This is a genomic window from Cellulomonas sp. CW35 (assembly GCF_052378485.1).
GTDB lineage: Bacteria > Actinomycetota > Actinomycetes > Actinomycetales > Cellulomonadaceae > Cellulomonas > Cellulomonas uda.
In genome coordinates, this window is record NZ_CP199000.1 from 359794 (window position 1) to 377450 (window position 17657).

The window sequence follows — 17657 nt, forward strand, 5'->3', positions numbered from 1 at the left end:
CGCCTGCTTCCCCGCCAAGCCTCAGCCCGGCATGTCAGGCCGACCCCCGCCCACCGTTCATCTGACAGACCCCATCGGCCCGTCGACCTCCTCCATGAGGTCCCGGTCGATGTGCACGACGTAGTCGGGCGAGATCCCGAGCATGTTCTGGTCGAATGCCGCGTGGTGGATCTTGCACAGCGCCAGGCCGTTGGGCGTCGTCGGGATGCCGCGCGCCGAGGAGTCGGGCGCGATGTGCGCGGCGTCGAGGAGAGACCCGTGCCTCAACGTGCAGACGGCACACCGCGTCTCGTAGGCGAGCAGCACCCGGGTGCGGAACGCCGGCTGGTGCAGGCGCTGCTTGGCCAGCCGCAAGGCGTACGCGCGCTGGGGCTCGGAGAGCGAGCGCACGTCGCCCATGTACCGGAACGACTCGTCCAGGGCGATGAGGAACGCGTTCTCCTCCGGCACGTCGTCGACGACGTAGACCGGGGCGATCGGCGTGTCGTAGTTGGGCGTCTCCTTGCGGAACAGGATCAGCGGCGCGCCCGTCTCGATCGCCGCGCGGAGTTTGCGGTTGTCGCCGCCGAACGGGTCGCCCGAGCGGTAGGCATAGTGCAGCAGGCCGTCGTCCGGGTCCTCGATGTCGTCGTACGGGCCGTGCGCTGACTGCACGATCGCGAGCGTCGAGGCGAAGCCTGCGGGATTGCGGATGCCGCGGGAGAAGTCGATCAGCGGAAGGTCCCGATCGCCTGTGCGGTAGCTCAGCAGCTCATGGCGGTGGAGGAAGCCGCCGTTGCGGTCGGCTCGTTCGTGCAGCCAGGCGATGATCTGCAGGCGAAGGGCTGACTCGACGGCGGTGTCCACGGCCTTGAGCTCACCAGGTCGAACGCGTTGCGGCAGGGATCGCCACGCCGGACATCATGGCGACCGTGCGTTGACGACGACCCGTTACGTGCAGGCAGGACGCTGAGTACGTCGCGCGGGCGGTCCGCTGTGCTCAGCGACCCCGCACGCGACGCACGAGCTCAGGGATGCGCCCCTTGAGCGTTGCCCACACGAAGTCGGCCTGGACCTTGTCATAGTGGTGCGCGACGAGGTTCCGCATCCGCTGGATCTTGACCCACTCGATCTCCGGGTACTGCTCCTTGAAGTCCTCAGGGAGGCGCTCCACCACGGTCGACACCTTGATGACGATGCGCTCGCCCGCGTTGCGCAGCAGTCGCCCATGGGCGTCGTCGGCCAGGTACGCGTCCTCGCCCAGGCCGACGATGTGGGCCGCGTCGTCCGCCATCGTCACCAGGTCGTCGAGCAGCCGCGCGACCTTGTCGTCACCGGTCACAGCGGGACCGCATCGCGCCGAGCGTGGGTGCTCACGGCCCCGTGGACACGCCCCGAGACCACATCCACCTTGGCGCCGAGGAGCTGCTCGAGCTCGTCCGTGAGGTCGAGGACGTCCACGAGGTCGGTGCCGTCATCGAAGGTGATCATGAGGTCGACGTCGGACGCAGGGGTGTCGTCGCCGCGTGCTACGGACCCGATGACGTAAGCGTCGTGACCCCGGTGCCGCGCAACCGCGTCACGGACGGCTGCTCGGTGGCGCTGCAGCACCACGGACGGTCGCACACTCAGCGCAGCGTCGAGCCGGGACCGTGTGACAGCGCTCGCGCTACGTCGGCCGGTCTCCGTGGCCGCGATGACCGGCTGCGCGACGCCGGACAGGCGAGCGAGCTCACGTTGCGTCAGGCCGAGGCGGAGGCGCCGAGCTCGGAGCTCCGCACCGTATCCAGAGGGCATGTACCGGACGATAGCGCTTCTGCTATCACGGCGCGCGAGTGACCGCTTGACCGGAGCGTCCCCGCGACGAGTCACGGCCCCGACGTCGTCGCGGAACTGTCGAACGCCGCAAGGCATGCCGTGCCGCAGCCGTGACGTCGAGGCGGATGGGCACAGGGTCGTCTTCGAGACCATCACGGATGCGCTGGTCCGCGTAGGCCGCAGCGAGGCGGACTCAGCGTCGAGGAGGTGGCCGATCGAGCTGCGGAACGAGCCGGGGGCCATCCGTGCACTCACGTCCCGACGGCCGACCGAGATGCTTCTTCCAGTCGTCCGTCGAGCATCCGGACGGTCCGATCGACCGAGTCGAGTGTCGAGGAGTCGTGCGACACGACGAGTGTGGCCGCGTCGAGCTCGCGGGCAAGGCGCGTGATGAGGTCGATGACCTGGGTGCCGCGGGCGTGGTCGAGCGCCGACGTCGGTTCGTCGACGAGGAGGACCTGCGGGGCGCCGATCAGCGCGCGGGCGATCGCCACACGCTGCCGTTGCCCGCCGGACAGCTGAGCGGGTCGCTTGTGCGCGTGGTCGCTCATCCCCACCTCGGCCAGGAGGTCCAGGGCCCGCGCTCGCAGGCTGGCGGGCCGGTCGCCGCGCAGGTGCGCGTGCAGCTCGAGCTGTTCGAGCGCGGTCAGGGATCCCAGCAGCTGGGGCGACTGGAAGACGATGCCGATCCGGCCGAGACGTGCTCGGGTGGCTGCCGCGACGGTGGTTCCCGGGTGGAAGACGACGTCCTGCCCGATCCGGACGGTGCCGGCCGTGGGCCGCGTGAGGCCGCCGGCCACGGCGAGCAGGCTCGACTTGCCGGAACCGGACGGTCCGAGCAGGGCGGTCGTCGTCCCCGACGGGATCGACAGGTCGAGGTCCTCGACGGCGGTGAGGGTCGAGTCGCCGTCGGGGTAGACGAGGGTGATGGCGTCCAGGTGCAGATCCATGGTGTTCCTCCGGTGCTCAGCGCGCGGCGAGAGCGGCGTGGGGGTCGATGGTGGTGATGCGGGCGACGGCCAGGACGGCGCCGACGAGGCCGAGGGCGACCAGGGCCGCACCGGGCAGCAGCGTCGTCGTGGTGGTGACGACCACCGGCACGGCGTCGGCCAGGAGGGTCGCGCCGGCGGCAGCCACCCCGGTACCGAGACCGACGCCGATGACCAGCACGAGGAACGCCTGGCCGATGGCGTCGCGCAGCAGGTAGCGGGTGGACGCGCCGAGCGCCTTGAGGACGGCGATGTCGCCGAAGCGGCTGATGGTCCAGACGGTGAAGAAGGCGCCGACGACGAGCGCGGAGATCGCGATCAGGAACGCCTGCATGGTCACCAGCGAGCCGTTCTCGGACGAGAACGAGCTGATCGCGGCTCTCGCCTCGCCGACGCCCAGCGTGGTGGTGCCTGCCGCGGCGTCCGTGCGGCGAAGGGTGTCGTCGTCGACGTCGCCGGTCACCGCGACGACCGTCGCGGTCTCCCCCTCGTCGGACGCAGGTGCTCGCCCGCCGATCGTCTGCCAGTCCGCCAGGGCGACCCAGACGACGGGGGTGTGCGCGTAGGACGCGTCGACGTCCAGGACCGTCCCGACCTGCAGGTCGTGCCCTCCGAGACTCACGGTGTCGCCGACGGCGACCGACAGGTCGTCGGCCGCACCTCGGGACACCGTCGCCGTCCCGCTGATGGGCGCAGGCGTGTCGGCGGGCACCAGAGTCGATCCCGGCTCGACCCCGAAGGCGGTGACGGCGGCGGTCGTCGCCGCGGACTTCGCGCGTGTCGTGGCCACGCCGAGAAGCTCGGCGCCCTCGACACCGGCCGCCGCGGACCAGGCGTCCCGCTGAGCGGAGGTGACGGTGGACGCGGTGAAGTCGGGGTCGTCGTCCGCCTCCGCCATCGCGAACGCGAGGTGGCCGACCGGCAGGTCCGTGACCGCCGACGTCGACTCCCGGGCGAGGCCGGCGGTCAGCGAGGAGAGGAACGCGACGAGGAACGCGATCAGCGCGATGACGACGAGCATGAGGGCGAATCGGCCACGGGCGTGGCGCAGGTCGCGCAGCGCGACGAACATGGGACCTCCTGGTCTGCGGGGTCCCACCAGCCTGCGCCGATCGACGGTCCGGTCCATCGGGCCCCGGGACGCACGTCGGCCGACGAAGGGTGGCCGCCGGGCTCCACCTTTCGGCCGATGCGGGACGGCGGAGCGTGGCTACCGTGGCGGCATGCGTGCGCAGACCCTGCCGACGGTCACGCGGCGCCTGCTCGTCGGGCTCGACGTGCTGGTGGCCGGGCTCGTGATCGTGGCCGTGCTGCGCCCCGCCGACTCCGCCCGGCAGTGGGCCACCCTCGTGGCCGCTGCGGCGTTCGCGGCCCTGTACGCGGCCGGGCGCGCCACGATCCGGGTCCACGAGTCACCCCTGGACGCAGGTCGCGGCCGGTGGTGGCCGGCGGGTGCGTGGATCGCGGCCCTGATCGTCGTCTGGACGATCCTCCTGCAGGTCAGCGACGGCGCGTTGTGGCTCGCCTTCCCGCTGATGCTGCTGCAGATGCACGTCCTCGGGCCGCGCGCCGGGGTGCTCGCCGTCGTCGTGACGACCCTCGTCGCCGCCGTTGACGGCATGCTGCAGCGCGCCCCCACGGACACCTCCATCGCACCGGCGCTCGGTCCAGCCGTCGGTGCGGCCGTGGCCGTGGCCGTCACCCTCGGGCTCGAAGCACTCGTGCGCGAGTCGCAGGAGCGGCAGCGGATGCTCGAGGAGCTCGCCCGCGCCCGCGACGACGTCGCCGCCGCCGAACGGGACACGGCGGTCGCCACCGAGCGGGAACGCCTCGCGCGCGAGATCCACGACACCCTCGCGCAGGGCTACTCCGCGATCGAGCTCCTCCTGCGGGCGGCAGCACGGGACGTGGGGCACGACGACGCCCGTGCTCACGCCTACATCGACCAGGCGCGCAGCACCGCGCAGGGGAACCTCGCCGAGGCCCGCCGGTTCGTCCGTGCGCTCGCGCCGGCGGACCTGGACGGCGCAACCCTCGTCGCCGCGCTGCACCGCATCGCGGGCCGGACCCAGGCTGCGGCGGTCACGGCCCCGGTCGCGGACGACGAACCTCGGGACACGGCACCCGGGTCGCTTGTCGTGCGTGTCCAGACCTCGGGCGAGCCCCGAGCCCTCCCGCTCCAGGTCGAGGCCGCGCTCGTGCGCATCGCCCAGTCGGCCCTGGCCAACGTCGTCCAGCACGCCGCCGCCCGGAACGCCACCCTCACCCTCAGCTTCCTGCCCGACGAGGTCATCCTCGACGTGGTCGACGACGGACGCGGCTTCGACCCGGACCGCCAGCCCTCACCCGACCGGCCCGGCGGGTTCGGCCTCACCGCGATGCGCTCCCGCGCGCGTGAGCTCGGCGGCTCGCTGGCGATCGAGTCCAGCCCCGACGACGGCACCGCCGTCGCGGTCCGCCTCCCCGCGCACGACGAGGACGTCCCGGACCAGGCCCCGCCCACCCGTCCGACGCAGCACCAGGAGGACGGGTGATCGACGTCGTGCTCACCGACGACCACCCCGTCGTGCGTGCCGGCCTGCGCGCGGTGATCGAGAGCGAGCCCGACATGCACGTCGTGGAGGAGTTCGGCACCGCCGAGGAGCTCCTGGCCCACGTCCGCAGGGGCGGACGTGCCGACGTGCTGCTGCTCGACCTCCAGTTCGGTCCGGGGCGCCTCGGCGGGGCGGACGCCACCCGGCAGATCGTCCAGGCCGGCGGTCCCCCCGTGCTCGTCCTGACGACCTACGGCTCGGACGCCGACATCCTCACCGCCGTCGAAGCCGGAGCGACCGGGTACCTGCTCAAGGACGCCCCGACAGACGAGCTCACCTCCGCGATCAGGGCCGCAGCCGGTGGAGCCGTGACTCTCGGGCCGGCCGTGCAGGCGCGCCTCCTGGACCGCATGCGCCGCCCCGGCATCTCGCTCACGCTGCGCGAGCTCGAGATCCTCCGCATGGTCGCGCTCGGCCGCTCCAACGACGCCATCGCCCGCGAGCTCGTCGTCTCCCGCGCGACCGTGAAGTCCCACCTCGCCCACGCCTACGACAAGCTCGGCGTCCAGTCCCGAACCGAAGCCGTCGCCGTGGCACGCGAACGCGGCCTGCTCCCGAGCTGACTCTCCACTTGTAGGAACTCGTGCTTGTTGTCCGAGCAGTAAGCGCCGGACCTGCGGATGGACAAGCGGGTGAGACCCGACTCGTCTCATGTTCTTGTCCAGATCTTCTCTGCGCGGCGTGCCATGTCACCGCGCAGTCACGGCGCATCCCGGGCGCCCGACACTCGCGAGGTTGCCACAGTTACACCGCTGGGCTATATCATCGCGGTATGACGATGATAGAGACAGGGCGCGATGCGGTCGCGGTTGACGAGTCGCACGCGTTCGAGGCCGCAGCGTGCCTGTTTCACGGCTTCAGCGATCCCTCGCGCCTGACGATCCTGCGCCACCTGGCCCTGGGGGAGCACCGCGTGGTGGACCTGACCGAGCACCTGGGGCTCGCGCAGTCCACGGTGTCCAAGCACCTGGCGTGCCTGCGTGACTGCGGCCTGGTCAGCTCACGCCCGCAAGGCCGCGCCTCGGTGTTCAGCCTGAACCATCCCGAGGCGCTGATGGACCTGCTCGCGGCCGCCGAGCGGCTGCTGGCCCTGACTGGCGACGCGGTCACGCTGTGCCCGACCTTCGGTATCGCTGCGGCCGGCACCGACCAGGTGACGGCATGAGCGCGACCGGCGAGCTCGACGCCGTCGAGGTCGAACGCCTGACCCGCCGCGGGCTGCGCCTGGCGCAGTTCACCGTCGCGTACAACGTGGTCGAGGGTGCCGTCGCGATCACCGCGGGCCTGCTGGCCGGACTGGTGTCGGTGGTCGGGTTCGGCGTCGACTCCGCGATCGAGTCGATCGCGGGCGTCCTGGTCGCGCTGCGCCTGTCCGCGCGGCTGCGCCACGGCGAGGCGGACGAGCGCAAGGAGCGGCTGGCGCTCAAGGCCGTGGCCGTGACGTTCTTCGTCCTGGCCGCCTACGTCACCATCGAGGGCATCCGCAGCTTGATCGACGGCGAGGCTCCCGACAGCTCGCCGCTGGCGATCGGGCTGCTCGTCGCCTCGATCATCGTCATGCCCGTGCTGGCCGCCATGAAGCGCACCGTGGGCCTGCGGCTGAAGGACAACCTGATCCTCGCCGACGCCGCCGAGACGCGGATCTGCGTGCTGCTGAGCATCTCCACCCTCGCCGGCGTCGGGCTCTACGCCCTGACCGGCGCCGCGTGGCTGGACCCGGTCGCGGCGTTCGTGATCGCAGCGTTCGCCATCCACGAAGGCAAGGAGGCCTGGGAGGGCGAGCTGGTCGAGGACGGCGACGATGACGACTGACACCGCGGCAGGCCTCGCGCTGGGCCTGTACCTGCTCGGGGTCGTGGCGGCGTTCGGCGTGCGGACCTGGCTGCACCGGCGGCGCACCGGCACCAGCGGCTACCTGGGCCTGTCCGGCGCGCCCGGTTCGGCGCAGTGGTGGGGCGGGGTGCTGTTCGCGGCCGCGGTCGTGCTCGGCGCCGCCGGACCGGCACTCGCCGTGGCCGGCACCGGACCGCAGCCGGCCGCCCTGCCGGCAGCGCTGCGCTGGGCGGGCCTGGCCGCCGCGGTGCTGGGATTCGCCGCGGTGCTAGGGGCGCAGTCCGCGATGGGCAACTCCTGGCGCATCGGCGTCGACCCGGGCGAGCGCACGAGCCTGGTGACCACCGGCGCGTTCGCGCTCGTGCGCAACCCGATCTTCACCGCCATGATCACCGCGCTGACCGGCGTGGCTTTGCTCGCCCCCACCCTGGTGACGGCCGCGGCCCTGGTCAGCCTCGTGCTCGCCGTCGAGCTGCAGGTCCGCGTCGTCGAGGAGTCGTACCTGCGCCAGGTCCACGGCCAGCAATACGCGCTCTACACCGCCCGCGTCGGGCGGTTCGTCCCCGGGATCGGGCTGCAGCGGCAGGTGCTCGCCACCGAAGGAGAGAACGCACGATGAGTGCCGGGCACGCCCACGCGGGCGGCACCGCGACCGCCCAGCACCGCAAGCGCCTGGTCCTGGTGCTGGTCATCACCCTCAGCGTCGTCGCCGCCCAGATCGTCGGCGGACTGGTCTCGGGCTCGCTTGCGCTGCTCGCCGACGCCGGGCACATGCTCACTGACGCCACCGGCGTCGCGATCGCCCTGGTCGCCAGCACCCTGGCCACACGGCCCGCGACGAACACTCGCACCTACGGGCTGCAGCGCGCCGAGATCCTCGCCGCCCTGGCCAACGCACTGCTGCTGGGTGGGTTGGCGATCTGGGTCATCGTCGAGGCGGTGCAACGCTGGAACGACCCGCCCGAGGTCGCGACCGGGCTCATGCTGGCCGTCGCGGCCGTCGGCGCGCTGGCGAACCTGGCCAGCTTGATGATCCTGCGCGCCGGCAAGCACGAGAGCCTGAACGTGCGCGGCGCCTACCTCGAGGTCCTCAGCGACCTGGTCGGCTCGATCGCCGTCATCATCGCCGGCATCGTCATCGCCACCACCGGGTACACCCGCGCCGACGTCATCGCCTCCGTCGCGATCGGGGTGTTCATCATCCCTCGAGCCTGGTCCCTGCTGCGCGACGTCATCGACATCCTGCTCGAGGCCACACCCAAGGGCCTGAACCTCGAGCAGGTCCGCGACCACATGCGCGAGGTACCCGGCGTCGTCGACGTGCACGACCTGCACGCCTGGACCATCACCAGCGGCGTCACCGCCCTGTCCGCACACGTCGTCGTCGACGACGAGTGCATCGACCAAGGACGCCCCGGTGCGGTCCTGGACGCGCTCGACGAGTGCCTCGGTGAGCACTTCGCGATGGAGCACTGCACCCTGCAGCTCGAGCCGGTCGGCCACCGCTCGCACGAGAACGCGCACCACGACTAGGTACGAGCGTTCCTACCCGGCCAGCGCGGGCACCGACGCAAAGCGAGGCACTCGTCGCCCAGACCGCGACAAGCGCCCTGTCCAGCGACCACTCGACCTCTCGGCCCTTGCAGGAGATGACCGCACGTGGCAGCGCCCTCACGTCCACAGCACCACGGCCCACGCGCGACAACCACTGCGAAGAACGCCACGCCGATGACAGCTTCGCGCGAAAGTGACAGGTCCGGTGCGAACCCACACCGGGTGCCGCGGGACAGGGACGTCTTGCCGCGGGATCGGGACGTCTTGCCGCGGGACCGGGGCCTGTCGACACACGCGAGGTCGTCGTGCGCGGCGTCGGGAATGCGGAGTGACGGGATGAAGTTGAGCCAGGCAGACTCAAGTTTGCTGTGTAGAGCTTGCGGGGCCCGGGTGCCCGGGTGCAAGGTTGAGCGCAGCGGACTCAAGAGCGTCCAGAGCATCTGCATCACGACCGAAAGAAGGCATCACACATGGCACGAGCAGTCGGCATCGACCTGGGCACGACGAACTCCGTCGTCGCCGTCCTCGAGGGTGGCGAGCCCACGGTCATCGCCAACGCGGAGGGGTCGCGCACGACTCCGTCGGTCGTGGCGTTCTCCAAGACCGGCGAGGTCCTCGTCGGCGAGATCGCCAAGCGCCAGGCCGTCACCAACGTCGACCGGACCATCACGTCCGTCAAGCGTCACATGGGCACGGACTGGACGGTCGACATCGACGACAAGAAGTACACGCCGCAGGAGATCTCCGCGCGCGTGCTCGGCAAGCTCAAGCGGGACGCCGAGGCGTACCTGGGCGAGCCGGTCACGGACGCCGTCATCACGGTCCCGGCGTACTTCAACGACGCCGAGCGTCAGGCGACGAAGGACGCGGGCGCCATCGCGGGCCTCAACGTCCTGCGCATCATCAACGAGCCCACGGCGGCGGCGCTCGCGTACGGCCTGGAGAAGGGCAAGGAGGACGAGCTCATCCTCGTCTTCGACCTCGGCGGTGGCACGTTCGACGTGTCCCTCCTGGAGGTCGGCAAGGACGACGACGGCTTCTCGACGATCGAGGTCCGCGCGACGTCCGGCGACAACCGCCTGGGCGGCGACGACTGGGACAACCGGATCGTCGACTTCCTGGTCACCGAGGTGAAGAACTCGTCCGGCGTGGACCTGTCGAAGGACAAGATCGCGCTGCAGCGTCTGCGTGAGGCGGCGGAGCAGGCCAAGAAGGAGCTCTCGTCGGCCACCAGCACCAACATCTCGCTGCAGTACCTGTCGATGAGCGAGAACGGCCCCATCCACCTGGACACCAAGCTCACGCGCGCGCAGTTCCAGCAGATGACGCAGGACCTGATCGACCGGACCAAGGCGCCGTTCCACGCGGTCATCCGCGACGCGGGCATCCAGCTGTCCGACATCGACCACGTCGTGCTCGTCGGCGGCTCGACCCGCATGCCCGCGGTCACCGAGGTCGTCAAGGAGCTCACGGGCGGCCGCGAGCCGAACAAGGGCGTGAACCCCGACGAGGTCGTCGCCGTGGGTGCCGCGCTGCAGGCCGGTGTCATGAAGGGCGACCGCAAGGACGTCCTGCTGATCGACGTCACCCCGCTGAGCCTCGGCATCGAGACCAAGGGGGGCGTGATGACCAAGCTCATCGAGCGCAACACGGCCATCCCGACGAAGCGCTCGGAGATCTTCTCCACCGCGGAGGACAACCAGCCGTCGGTGCTCATCCAGGTGTTCCAGGGCGAGCGTGAGTTCGCGCGGGACAACAAGCCGCTGGGCACGTTCGAGCTGACCGGCATCGCGCCGGCGCCGCGCGGGCTGCCGCAGATCGAGGTCACGTTCGACATCGACGCGAACGGCATCGTGCACGTGTCCGCCAAGGACCGCGGCACGGGCAAGGAGCAGTCGATGACGATCACCGGCGGCTCGGCCCTCCCCAAGGAGGACATCGAGCGCATGGTGCGCGAGGCCGAGGAGCACGCGGCGGAGGACAAGAAGCGCCGCGAGGACGCCGAGGCGCGCAACAGCGCCGAGCAGCTCGTCTACTCCACGGAGAAGCTGCTCGTCGACAACGCCGACAAGCTGTCCGAGGACGTCAAGACCGAGGTCCAGTCGAAGGTCGACGACCTGAAGAAGGCGCTCGAGGGCACCGACACCGACGCGGTGAAGTCCGCGACGACGGCGCTGTCCACGTCCGCGCAGAAGATCGGTGAGGCCATCTACTCGCAGGCCCAGGCGGAGACCCCGGCCGACGCCCCGACGGGTGACGCGGGCTCGTCGTCCGACGACGACGTGGTCGACGCCGAGATCGTCGACGACGAGGACGACAAGAAGTGACGGACCAGCCGACGACCCCCGGGCCCGAGCAGGGCCCGGGGGACACCCCCGAGAACGAGGCGCCCCGGTTCACGGACAAGCGCCGCATCGACCCGGAGACCGGCCAGGTGCGTGAGCCCACGCCCGAGGAGGCCGTGATCGCGGAGGCCGAGGCCGCCGCGGCCGGCGGTGGCGAGGCGTCGGACGCGCAGCGGCTGGCCGACGAGCGGCTCGAGGAGCTGCAGCGCGCCCAGGCGGCGCACTACAACCTCGAGCAGCAGTACAACGCGTACGTGAAGCGCTCGAAGACCGAGGTGCTCGCCGCGCACGAGCGCGGTATCGCGGCGGTCGCCGAGGCGCTCATCCCGGTGCTCGACGACATCGAGCTGGCCCGCCAGCACGGTGACCTCGCCGAGGGGCCGTTCGCGTCGATCGCCGAGAAGCTCGAGGCGACCCTCGGGCGGTTCGGCGTCGAGCGGTACGGCGCCGCGGGCGAGGAGTTCGACCCGGCGGTGCACGAGGCGCTCATGCACTCGCACTCGGCCGATGTGACGACGTCGACCGTGCAGATGGTCCTGCAGCCGGGCTACCGGACCAAGGACCGGGTGCTGCGCGCGGCACGCGTCGCGGTGGTGGACCCGGAGGCCTGACGACGAGCACGCACGACATCACGAGGAGGGAGGCGCCGTGACCGGGCAGGACTGGCTCGAGAAGGACTTCTACTCGGTCCTCGGCGTCCCCAAGGACGCCGACGCGGCCACGATCAAGAAGGCGTACCGCAAGCTCGCGCGGGAGAAGCACCCGGACCACAACCCGGGTGACGCGAAGGCCGAGGCGCAGTTCAAGGACATCGGCGAGGCGTACTCGGTGCTGTCCGACCCCGAGCAGCGCCAGCAGTACGACCAGCTGCGCGCGATGGCCGGCGGTGCGCGCTTCACGGCAGGCGGCCGCGGTGGCGGCGGTGGGTTCGAGGACATCCTGGGCGGCATGTTCGGGGGCGGCGGCGGGGGCAACACCCGCGTCCGCTACTCGAGCGGCGGTGCGGGTGGCTTCGAGGACATCCTCGGGGGCATGTTCGGTGGCGGGTTCCAGCGCGGACCGCAGCCGGGTGCGGACCTCGCGGCGGCCGTCGAGCTGCCGTTCCGGCAGGCCGTCGAGGGCTCGACCGTGTCGTTGCAGGTCGGCGGCCGCACCGTCAACGCCCGCATCCCGTCCGGGGTGCGCGACGGGCAGAAGATCCGGCTGCGTGGCAAGGGGCGGCCCGGTGAGCCCGGGGCGCCCGCAGGCGACCTCGTCGTGACCGTGCACGTCGCGCCGCACCCGGTGTTCACGCTCGACGGGCGCAACCTCAAGGTCACCGTGCCGGTGGCGTTCGACGAGGCCGCGCTGGGCGCGACGATCGACGTGCCGACGCTCGACGGCGACACCGTGCGCGTCAAGGTGCCCGCCGGGACGCCGTCGGGGCGCACGCTGCGCGTCAAGGGCAAGGGCGTGCGCGCGTCCGGCTCGGCGAAGTCCGACGGTGACCTCATGGTGACCGTGCAGGTCGTCGTGCCCCAGCGCCTGTCCGACGCGGCCCGCGAGGCCGTCCAGGCGTTCGGCATCGCGACCAGCGGCGAGAACCCGCGCGCGTCCCTCATGGAGCAGGCGCGCGCATGACCCACACCGCCGAGCGCGCACGTCCCGCCCCGAGTGCGCACGCCGGTCGTGCGCACTCGGGCGCGGGCGTGCGCACTCGGCGGACGGGGGGTGGGCGGTGAACGAGGACACGCCCATGTTCGTGATCTCGCGGGCCGCCGAGCTCGCGGGCATGCACCCCCAGACGCTGCGGCAGTACGACCGGCTCGGGCTGGTCTCGCCGCGGCGCACCGCCGGGCGCGGGCGCCGGTACTCGCTGCGCGACGTCGCGACCCTGCGCGAGGTGCAGCGGCTCTCGCAGGACGAGGGCATCAACCTGGCCGGCATCAAGCGGATCCTCGAGCTCGAGGCGCAGGTGCTGCGGCTCGAGCGGCAGGTCGACTACCTGCGCTCCTTCGTCGAGCCCGGGCGTCGCGTCTTCACGGCCGACCCGCGCGGCGACGTGGTCGCGACGAGGCGCCCACCCCGCTCCCCGCGCGTCGCGCAACCCCCGCGCGCGATCACGGCGTCGACCTCCGCGGTCGTCCTCTGGCGCCCCACCCGCTGACCCCCAATACCGCCCGACCCGGCCCATCCCCTCGCCGAGCGCGCACGGTCGTGCGCGAGTGCGCGCGCAAGACGTGCGCACTCGGTCCGGGACGTGCGCGCTCGGCCGGGGAGGGGGTGGGTGGGGCGGCAGGATGGGTGGGTGAGCACCGCGCTGGGGGTCGACGTCGGGACGACGCACACCAAGGTCGCGCTCGTCGACGTCGACGTGGCGCGCACGCTCGCGGTCGCGTCGGCGCCCACGCCCGCACCGGGCGACCTCCTGCGCGTCGTCGCGGAGCTCACGCGCCGGGTGCTCGGGGCCGCGCCGGACGCCCCGGCACCCGCTGCGGTGGGGGTCGCGTCGATGGCGGAGACGGGCGTGCCCGTGGGTCCCGACGACGAGCCGCGCGGCGACTGGCTGCGCTGGGACGGGCACCGCGCGGGCCGGCAGGCCGACGAGCTCGCGGCCCGGCTCGGGCGCACCGCGCTCTTCGCCGCCACGGGTGTGCGGTCCTCGGCGAAGGTGCCTCTCGCGACGTGGGCGTGGCTGCGCGACGAGGCAGACGCGCGGATGGGCGCGGCCGGCGGGCCCGGTGCCGGGCCGTTGCACGGTGACGGTCGCTGGGTCGGCGCCGCGGACCTCGTGGTGCTCGGGCTGACCGGGCACCTGGTCACCGACCACACGCTCGCAGGCCGCACGGGCGTGCCCGCGAGGAGCCCCGCGTCGGTGAGGGGTCCCGTGCGCAGCGGGACGGTCTCGCCCGGCCGCAGCACGCGCGGCAGGTGGCGGGGCGCGAGCCCGACCTCGGCGAGCAGCTCGGTGTCGAACGCCGTCGGCAGGTCGCCCGGGGCGCCCAGCCGGTACGCCATGGCACTGGTGGCGGGGTCGTCGAGCGCCGGCGGGGCGGTGGCGGCGTGGCTCGCGCAGGTCGCGCCCGACGACGAGCGTGCGCGGCTGCTCGAGCGCGCCTCGACGCTCGACGACGCGCTCGTCGCGCAGCTGACCGGGGCACCGGACGCGGCTCCCGCGGACGGCGAGGCCGCGTCGTTCGTCGTGCTGCCCTACGTGCACGGGAGGCAGACCCCGGCGCCCGACGCGGCGGCGACCCTGCGGGCGGTCGGGCGTGTGCCGGACGACCCGGTCGCGGCGGTGCGTGGCGTGCTGCTCGGCGCGGTGCTGCACGCGCGGTGGATGCTCGACGCGCAGGCCGCGCTCGCGGGCGCCCCGCCGACGCGAGTGCTCGCGCTGGGCCGGCCCGTCACGGCGAACCCCGCGTGGGCGGCGCTCAAGCGTTGGTGCACCCCGGTGCCGGTGGACGTCGTCGCCGACGAGGAGGCGGTCGCCGCCGGTGCGGCGCTCCTGGCCGCCGAGCGCGCCGGGCTCGTCGCCCCCGCCCCCGCGCTCGGTGCCGCGCCCGCAGCCGGGGCTGGCACCCGGCTCGACCCGCGGCTCGTCGCGCGCCGCCTCGCGGCCTTCGTCACCGCCGCCACCGCCCCTTCCGGAGCCACCCCCGCTGAAGCCCGCTGAACCACCCACGCCGCGCAGGGTGCGGCCCCGCGCGCACCGACCCCGGGGGGAGCGGTCGCTCAGGTGCGGGCGAGGGCCGTCGCGAACGTGCGGCGGTAGTCCGACGGGCTGACCCCGACGAGGCGGTGGAAGTGCAGGCGCATGTTCGCGGCCGTCCCGAGCCCGCACTCCTGGGCGACCCGGTCGGTGCCCCAGGCGGTGCGCTCGAGCAGCTCGCGCGCGCGGTCGACGCGCGCGGCGGTGAGCCAGCGCAGGGGTGAGGCGCCGGTCTCCGCCGCGAACGCGCGGGCGAGCGTGCGCTGCGACATGCGGGCGTGCCGCGCGAGGTCCGCGACAGTCAGCGGCTCGTGCAGGCGGTCGAGGGCGCGCACCGGGCAGCGCCAGCACGGCGACGTCGCGCATCCACCGCGAGAGCGCGAACGTCGAGAGCGCCGCCGCGCTGGCGGTGGGCACGGTGCTGGTGCGGCCGTGGCGACGATGACGTGGACGGGGTGGGTTACCTTTCACCCCGGAGCCGCAGACGAGGAGGTGCAGCCCCATGCCCGAGCCCGGGTCCGTCACGGAGCTGCTGCCCCCCGGTGAGCCCGTCGACCTCGACAACTGCGCCCGCGAGCCCATCCACGTGCCCGGGTCCGTGCAGCCGCACGGCGTGCTGCTCGCGGTGACCGAGCCGGACCTCGTCGTCGAGCAGGTGTCGCAGAACGTCACCGACCTGCTCGGCCGCACGCCCGACGAGGCGCTCGGCTCGGACCTCGGCGCGCTGCTCGGCGCGGACGCCGCGGAGCAGCTGCGCCAGCACCTGCGCACGTTCGGCAACCTGCGCCTGCGCAACCCGCTCGTCGTCGTCGCCACGACACCCGCGGGCCCGGTCGAGGTCGACGCGGTGCTGCACCGCGTGGCCGTCGGTGACCGCACCCTGCTCGTCGTCGAGCTCGAGGCGTCCACGGGGCCTCGCCCGTTCTCCTTCCCGAACACGTACCAGGCGGTGCGTGAGGCGGTCGAGCGGCTCAACGGCACGCACTCGCTCGCGGACCTGTACGACGTGGCGGCGCGCGAGGTCCGCGCACTGACCGGGTTCGACCGCGTGATGATCTACCGGTTCGACGCGGACTACAACGGCGAGGTCGTCGCCGAGGCGAAGCGCGCGGACCTCAACTCCTTCCACGGCCTGCACTACCCCGCGTCCGACATCCCGCCGCAGGCGCGCGCGCTGTACGAGAAGAACTGGATCCGCCTCATCGCGGACGTGCGCTACCGGCCGGCCGCGATCGTGCCCGGGCTGGACACCGCGACGGCTGCGCCGATCGACCTGACGCACTCGGTGCTGCGGTCGGTGTCCCCCATCCACCTCGAGTACCTCGGCAACATGGGCGTCGCCGCGTCGATGTCCATCTCGCTGCTGCGCGACGGCGTGCTGTGGGGGCTCATCGCGTGCCACCACTACTCCGGCCCGCACCACCCGCCGTACGGCGTGCGGGCCGCGGCCGAGTTCCTCGGGTCGTCGTTGTCGCTGCGGCTGGTCGCGCGCGCCGAGGAGGACGAGCTGCAGGCCGCGCTCGCCGCGGAGTCGACGCTCGTGAACCTGCTGATCGCCTCCCGTGACGCCGCGAGGACGCTCGGCGACGCGCTCGTCGGGCGGACCGACTCCGGGGTGTCCCTGCTCGACCTCGTGCCCGCGCAGGGGGCCGTGGTGTTCGGCGACGGCAGGTGGAGCACCGAGGGCGAGGCGCCCGAGGACCTGTCCGCGTTGCGCACGTGGGTCGCGCAGCAGGGCGAGGACGTCACGGCGCGCACCGAGCTCGGCGCCCAGGAGCCCGCGCTCGCGGACGCGCTGCCGGGTGTCGCCGGCCTGCTCGCCGTCCGGCTGCCCGAGGACCGCGCGATGGTCTGGCTGCGCCGCGAGGCGGTGCACGACGTGTCCTGGGGCGGGGACCCGCACAACAAGGCGATCGCCCGGCGCGAGGGCGACGAGGTCCGGCTGAGCCCGCGCAAGTCGTTCGAGAAGTGGACCCAGACCGTCCGGGGCCGCAGCGCGCCGTGGACCGGGCAGGAGCTGCGGTCGGTCACCGACCTGCGCCGGCGCCTGCTCGAGACGCTCCTGCTGCGCACGCGCTGGGCGCTCGGCGCGGCCGAGACGGTGCAGCGCTCGCTGCTGCCCGGCGAGCTGCCGCGCGTCGAGGGGTGGCAGCTGCACGCCCGGTACGTGCCCGCCCCCGGCGGGCAGGTCGGCGGCGACTGGTACGACGCGCTCGAGCTGCCCGACGGCCGCGTCGCGGTGGTCATCGGGGACGTCGCCGGGCACGGGCTGTCCGCCGCCGCGGCGATGGGCCAGCTGCGCAACACGGTGCGGGCGTTCCTGCTGCGCGGGGACGGCCCGGCCGACGCGCTGCGGTGGACCGACGTGGTGGCGCGCCGCACCATGGCCACCGACATGGCCACGGTCGTCGTCGCCGCCGTCGACCGCGCGACGGGCGTGGTCGAGGTGTCGATCGCCGGCCACCCCCGCCCGCTCGTGCTCGACGCGGTCGGCGGGGGCGAGCTGCTCGAGGTCAGCGTGGACCGGCCCGTCGGCGTCGGCTCGGGCGAGCCGCCCACGCACCGGTTCGTGATCGAGCCCGGCGGCGGCGTGGTGCTGTACAGCGACGGGCTGGTCGACTCGCGCTCGACGAACCTGCGGGCCGGTCTGGCGCGGCTGGTCGGCGCGTTCACGCGCGAGGACCCGACCCGGCCGGTCGACATCGACGACGTCATCCGCGAGTGCAGCGACCCGTCGTCGGTCGACGACGTCACGCTCCTGCTGCTCTGCCGCGACCTCACGTAGCGGCCCGGCGGATCCGGCGACCATCCCCGTCGGTGCCCTCGTCGGCCCCTGTCGGCCCCGTGTCGGCGA

17 protein-coding genes and 1 pseudogene are annotated in these 17657 nt (G+C 73.0%); 12 read left to right on the forward strand and 6 right to left on the reverse strand.

Annotated features, from left to right (window positions below; all coding sequences use genetic code 11):
- Positions 1-57: 57 nt before the first annotated feature.
- The 5 genes and pseudogenes from ACT17Q_RS01680 to ACT17Q_RS01700 form a co-directional block, all read right to left on the reverse strand.
- A complete protein-coding gene (locus ACT17Q_RS01680; RefSeq protein ID WP_444664315.1) occupies positions 58-846 on the reverse strand; it encodes an HNH endonuclease in 789 nt (262 codons plus the stop codon).
- A gap of 133 nt (positions 847-979) precedes the next feature.
- Positions 980-1321, reverse strand: a complete 342-nt coding sequence (locus ACT17Q_RS01685) for a HepT-like ribonuclease domain-containing protein (protein ID WP_444664317.1) — start codon at positions 1319-1321, stop codon at positions 980-982.
- Positions 1318-2040, reverse strand: a complete 723-nt coding sequence (locus ACT17Q_RS01690; RefSeq protein ID WP_444664319.1) for a nucleotidyltransferase domain-containing protein — start codon at positions 2038-2040, stop codon at positions 1318-1320. The genes ACT17Q_RS01685 and ACT17Q_RS01690 overlap by 4 nt, the downstream gene beginning before the upstream one ends.
- 8 nt (positions 2041-2048) lie before the next feature.
- Positions 2049-2654 (reverse strand): annotated as a pseudogene (locus ACT17Q_RS01695) (ABC transporter ATP-binding protein); the annotation flags it as partial.
- Between the two features lie 109 nt (positions 2655-2763).
- Positions 2764-3858 carry an ABC transporter permease gene (locus ACT17Q_RS01700; protein WP_444664321.1) on the reverse strand — a complete coding sequence of 365 codons (1095 nt, stop codon included), beginning with the start codon at positions 3856-3858 and terminating at the stop codon, positions 2764-2766.
- A 151-nt stretch (positions 3859-4009) separates the two neighbouring features.
- Between ACT17Q_RS01700 and ACT17Q_RS01705 the strand changes: the two genes are divergently transcribed.
- From ACT17Q_RS01705 to ACT17Q_RS01755, 11 genes are all read left to right on the forward strand, one after another.
- Positions 4010-5320 carry a sensor histidine kinase gene (locus ACT17Q_RS01705; RefSeq protein WP_444664323.1) on the forward strand — a complete coding sequence of 437 codons (1311 nt, stop codon included), beginning with the start codon at positions 4010-4012 and terminating at the stop codon, positions 5318-5320.
- Positions 5317-5943 carry a response regulator gene (locus ACT17Q_RS01710; RefSeq protein ID WP_141370287.1) on the forward strand — a complete coding sequence of 209 codons (627 nt, stop codon included), beginning with the start codon at positions 5317-5319 and terminating at the stop codon, positions 5941-5943. The genes ACT17Q_RS01705 and ACT17Q_RS01710 overlap by 4 nt, the downstream gene beginning before the upstream one ends.
- 209 nt (positions 5944-6152) lie before the next feature.
- Positions 6153-6545, forward strand: a complete 393-nt coding sequence (locus tag ACT17Q_RS01715) for an ArsR/SmtB family transcription factor (RefSeq protein ID WP_444664326.1) — start codon at positions 6153-6155, stop codon at positions 6543-6545.
- On the forward strand, positions 6542-7192 hold the full coding sequence (locus tag ACT17Q_RS01720; RefSeq protein ID WP_444664328.1) for a cation diffusion facilitator family transporter: 651 nt from the start codon (positions 6542-6544) through the stop codon (positions 7190-7192). Before ACT17Q_RS01715 ends, ACT17Q_RS01720 begins: the two co-directional genes overlap by 4 nt.
- A complete protein-coding gene (locus tag ACT17Q_RS01725; RefSeq protein ID WP_444664330.1) occupies positions 7182-7832 on the forward strand; it encodes a methyltransferase family protein in 651 nt (216 codons plus the stop codon). The genes ACT17Q_RS01720 and ACT17Q_RS01725 overlap by 11 nt, the downstream gene beginning before the upstream one ends.
- Positions 7829-8746, forward strand: coding sequence for a cation diffusion facilitator family transporter (locus ACT17Q_RS01730; RefSeq protein ID WP_268531209.1), 918 nt, complete (start codon positions 7829-7831; stop codon positions 8744-8746). Before ACT17Q_RS01725 ends, ACT17Q_RS01730 begins: the two co-directional genes overlap by 4 nt.
- Positions 8747-9237: 491 nt before the next feature.
- Complete coding sequence (gene dnaK, locus ACT17Q_RS01735; protein WP_444664332.1) at positions 9238-11094, forward strand: molecular chaperone DnaK; 1857 nt, start codon at positions 9238-9240, stop codon at positions 11092-11094.
- A complete protein-coding gene (locus ACT17Q_RS01740) occupies positions 11091-11723 on the forward strand; it encodes a nucleotide exchange factor GrpE (RefSeq protein WP_444664334.1) in 633 nt (210 codons plus the stop codon). The genes dnaK and ACT17Q_RS01740 overlap by 4 nt, the downstream gene beginning before the upstream one ends.
- Before the next feature lie 37 nt (positions 11724-11760).
- Complete coding sequence (locus tag ACT17Q_RS01745) at positions 11761-12732, forward strand: DnaJ C-terminal domain-containing protein (RefSeq protein ID WP_444664336.1); 972 nt, start codon at positions 11761-11763, stop codon at positions 12730-12732.
- A gap of 115 nt (positions 12733-12847) precedes the next feature.
- On the forward strand, positions 12848-13258 hold the full coding sequence (locus tag ACT17Q_RS01750; protein ID WP_141317864.1) for a heat shock protein transcriptional repressor HspR: 411 nt from the start codon (positions 12848-12850) through the stop codon (positions 13256-13258).
- Between the two features lie 141 nt (positions 13259-13399).
- Positions 13400-14767, forward strand: a complete 1368-nt coding sequence (locus tag ACT17Q_RS01755) for an FGGY-family carbohydrate kinase (RefSeq protein WP_444664339.1) — start codon at positions 13400-13402, stop codon at positions 14765-14767.
- Between the two features lie 59 nt (positions 14768-14826).
- Here the strand turns inward: ACT17Q_RS01755 and ACT17Q_RS01760 are convergent, their stop codons facing one another.
- Positions 14827-15138, reverse strand: a complete 312-nt coding sequence (locus ACT17Q_RS01760; RefSeq protein WP_444664341.1) for a helix-turn-helix domain-containing protein — start codon at positions 15136-15138, stop codon at positions 14827-14829.
- 167 nt (positions 15139-15305) lie between these two features.
- On the opposite strand from ACT17Q_RS01760, the gene ACT17Q_RS01765 reads away from it, so the two are divergent.
- Positions 15306-17588 (forward strand): SpoIIE family protein phosphatase, encoded by a 2283-nt coding sequence (locus tag ACT17Q_RS01765; protein ID WP_444664343.1) that lies wholly within the window; start codon positions 15306-15308, stop codon positions 17586-17588.
- The last annotated feature ends 69 nt before the right edge of the window (positions 17589-17657 follow it).

Bases quoted from the DNA above. Each gene is read 5' to 3' on its own strand.
- ACT17Q_RS01690 (WP_444664319.1), bottom strand. From the start codon at position 2,040: ATGGCCCCCGGCTCGTTCCGCAGCTCGATCGGCCACCTCCTCGACGCT.
- ACT17Q_RS01700 (WP_444664321.1), bottom strand. From the start codon at position 3,858: ATGTTCGTCGCGCTGCGCGACCTGCGCCACGCCCGTGGCCGATTCGCC.
- ACT17Q_RS01705 (WP_444664323.1), top strand. From the start codon at position 4,010: ATGCGTGCGCAGACCCTGCCGACGGTCACGCGGCGCCTGCTCGTCGGG.
- ACT17Q_RS01715 (WP_444664326.1), top strand. From the start codon at position 6,153: ATGACGATGATAGAGACAGGGCGCGATGCGGTCGCGGTTGACGAGTCG.
- ACT17Q_RS01720 (WP_444664328.1), top strand. From the start codon at position 6,542: ATGAGCGCGACCGGCGAGCTCGACGCCGTCGAGGTCGAACGCCTGACC.
- ACT17Q_RS01725 (WP_444664330.1), top strand. From the start codon at position 7,182: ATGACGACTGACACCGCGGCAGGCCTCGCGCTGGGCCTGTACCTGCTC.
- ACT17Q_RS01730 (WP_268531209.1), top strand. From the start codon at position 7,829: ATGAGTGCCGGGCACGCCCACGCGGGCGGCACCGCGACCGCCCAGCAC.
- dnaK (WP_444664332.1), top strand. From the start codon at position 9,238: ATGGCACGAGCAGTCGGCATCGACCTGGGCACGACGAACTCCGTCGTC.
- ACT17Q_RS01750 (WP_141317864.1), top strand. From the start codon at position 12,848: ATGTTCGTGATCTCGCGGGCCGCCGAGCTCGCGGGCATGCACCCCCAG.
- ACT17Q_RS01765 (WP_444664343.1), top strand. From the start codon at position 15,306: ATGCCCGAGCCCGGGTCCGTCACGGAGCTGCTGCCCCCCGGTGAGCCC.